This is a genomic window from Streptomyces sp. SID1328, from assembly GCF_009865595.1.
Classification (GTDB): Bacteria; Actinomycetota; Actinomycetes; order Streptomycetales; family Streptomycetaceae; genus Streptomyces; species Streptomyces griseoluteus.
Window position 1 is genome coordinate 1 of sequence record NZ_WWKH01000644.1, and the last position, 2,466, is coordinate 2,466.

Annotated in this window: 1 protein-coding gene and 1 pseudogene; one reads left to right on the forward strand and one right to left on the reverse strand. The window is 77.0% G+C overall.

All coding sequences use genetic code 11. The annotated features are described in order from the left end of the window. Window positions 1-2,105, reverse strand: a 2,105-nt coding sequence (locus GT030_RS20905) for a helicase-associated domain-containing protein (RefSeq protein WP_161202410.1), incomplete at its 3' end; no start/stop codon positions are given. 138 nt (window positions 2,106-2,243) lie between these two features. Here GT030_RS20905 and GT030_RS20910 point away from each other — a divergent pair. Next, window positions 2,244-2,466 (forward strand): annotated as a pseudogene (locus tag GT030_RS20910) (hypothetical protein); the annotation flags it as partial.

The following is a 2,466-nucleotide window of genomic DNA, read 5'->3' on the forward strand; positions in this document are numbered from 1 at the left end:
ACCGGCTCGGGCGCGGTGCGCGGCGGGGTGCGGTGGGCGTCGGCGCGGGTGATCAGCACATCGCCCTGGGCGGACTCGGCGGCGGGCGCGTAGCCCAGCGAGCGCAGGCCCTCCAGCAGGGTCGCCGGGTCGCAGGGCGCGGCCAGCACGGTCGGGGCGAGGCGGCGCAGCCGCAGGGCGGCGGCCCGCTTGTCGGCGATGATCTCGTTCAGCACGGAGTCGTCGTCGCAGCGGACGTACGCCGAGGCGACGCCCACCCGGAGGTGCCCGTGCCTGCGGGCCACGTCGTCGATGAGATACGTGAGCGGCTGCGGTACCGGGGTGCGGGAGTGCTGGGCGAGGAAGGCGTGCAGGTCGGCGGCGGTCTGCCCGGCGTCCAGGGCCCGGCGGACGGAGGCGGGGGTGAACCGGTACACGGTCGCGCCGCCCTTGGACTCCACGTCCGCGAGCACCCCGAGCATCTCGGCCAGGGGGCGCAGCAGCGGGCCGGGGGCCACCGCGGTCAGGTCGGCCTGGAGCAGGACGTGGTCCAGGGGTTCGGGCAGGAGGGGTGCGAGGAGACCGGCGGCGACGGCCGTGTGCTGTCCGACGGAGGAGAGGGGGGTGTCGTCCGGCTCGGGGGCCGCGCCCAGCAGGGCCCGGCCGTGGCTGGAGAGGGCACCCCGGCCGGTGACGCCGAGGAGTTCCGCCTCGCTCAGCGTCCAGCGGGCCAGGCGGACACGGAGGTCCTCGGTGCCGTCGCGCTGAGGGGCGCGCACGGGGCGTTCCCAGGTCAGCCGGGTCAGCACCGCCTCCGGCGCCGGTGCCACCCCGGCGGGGAGGCCGGCCAGCAGGGTCAGCACCCGGCGCCGTACCTCGGGGGCGGCCGAGCGGTCCAGGCCCGGACCGAGGGCGGACAGGGCACGGTCCTTGATGTCCCGGCCGCCGATCAGCCCGGCGGTGCGGCTCGCGGCGAGCCAAGCGGCGGCGAGGCGGCCCCAGCGCTCGGCGACGGGGCGTTCCAGCCAGGTGTCGTAGGCGGGGGTGGGGGCGTACCGCTCGTCGGCCGCGCCGTCCGAGGCGAGCAGGCCGGCGGCGTAGGCCAGCTCGATCCAGAACGCGGCGAGCGGTTCGGGCGCGTCGAGGGCTACGGCGGTCCGCTTCAGGTCGCGCACGCTGAGCCCGCCCGCCCGGAGCACGGCCGGACCCCCCTGGTCCCAGTGCTTCAGCAGCTCCTCGATCGTGGCGAGCGCGGTGTACGCCTGCCCGGCGGCCGTCGCGTCCACGATCCGAGGCTCATGGGCCACGGACGGTTCCACGGCGGGCGGCACCGGCTCGGGCACCCGGTGCGCCCGGCCCCCGCGCAGATGCAGCGCGACCTCGCGGGGCAGTACGACGGTGCCGGGCGCGGTCGGCAGCAGCAGGCCCCGGTCGAGCAGCCAGCGCAGATGCGCGGCGGGCTCGGCGGTGACCTGGCCGTACGGCGGGCCCCACATCAGCCGGGTCAGCACCTCGCGGGCGGCCTCCGGGGCCCCGGCGAGCAGCGCGTCCATCCGCTTCCGGTCGGCGAACAGGGCGGTGAGCGCGGCGACGGCGGAGACCGGGTCGTGCGTGGAGGGCAGCCCCGCCGTGTTGACGATCTGCTGCACCCGCCCCGGCGACATGCCCGACGTCGCCTCCCGCACGGTCGGGCCGAGCCCGGTGGGGGAGGGATGCTGGGCGGAGGGCGCGAGGAGTTCGCGGGCGGTGCGGACCAGGTGCAGCCGGTCGTCGTCGCCCCAGATCAGCGCCTGCCTGCGCAGCGCGGCGACGGTGGCGGGGAGGGCCTCGGTGACGGCCGGGTCGCCGTCGTCACCGGCCAGCAGCCCGTGCAGCGTGTCGTAGGTCACCGGGTCCGGGGCGACGGCCAGCGCCTGCGCGGTCTGCAGGGCGAACCGGTCCAGGTGCTCCAGCGCGCGCAGCACCGAGGCGCGGGTGCCCGCGCGGGTGGCGAGCTGGGTGAGATCGGTGGGGACGGGCGCGACGAGGTCGGGTCGGTCGCGCAGCAGCGCGGCCAGCGAGGCGTCGTCCCGCGCGCGGAGTGCCTCCGCGAGGGACCGGGGGGCTGAGGATGCCTCGGGGCTCATCTGACCCACGTTAGCGGCTGGGGCAAGCGGCGGCCGAGGGTCCCGGAGGGCCGCTCCGCCCGCGTGGGCCGATTGGTGGCGGTCTGCGCTACCTTCCTCCACGGGGTTCCACCGCCGTCGCCCCGGAGGGGTTTTCCGTTGGGGATCGAGAGCGACCAGGTCGTCTACGAGTATCTGAGCCGTGTCGGGGACGTGGCACAGCAGCGGCAGTTGCCGTCGTCCACGCGCATGCGGCTGGTGTCCGAGCTGCGCAACGAGATCGACCGGCACCGGGCCCGCGCGACGGTGGACAGCCCGGCCGCCGTGCGCCGCATCCTGGACCAGCTCGGCAGCCCGGACGACGTGGTGCGGTCGGCGGGCG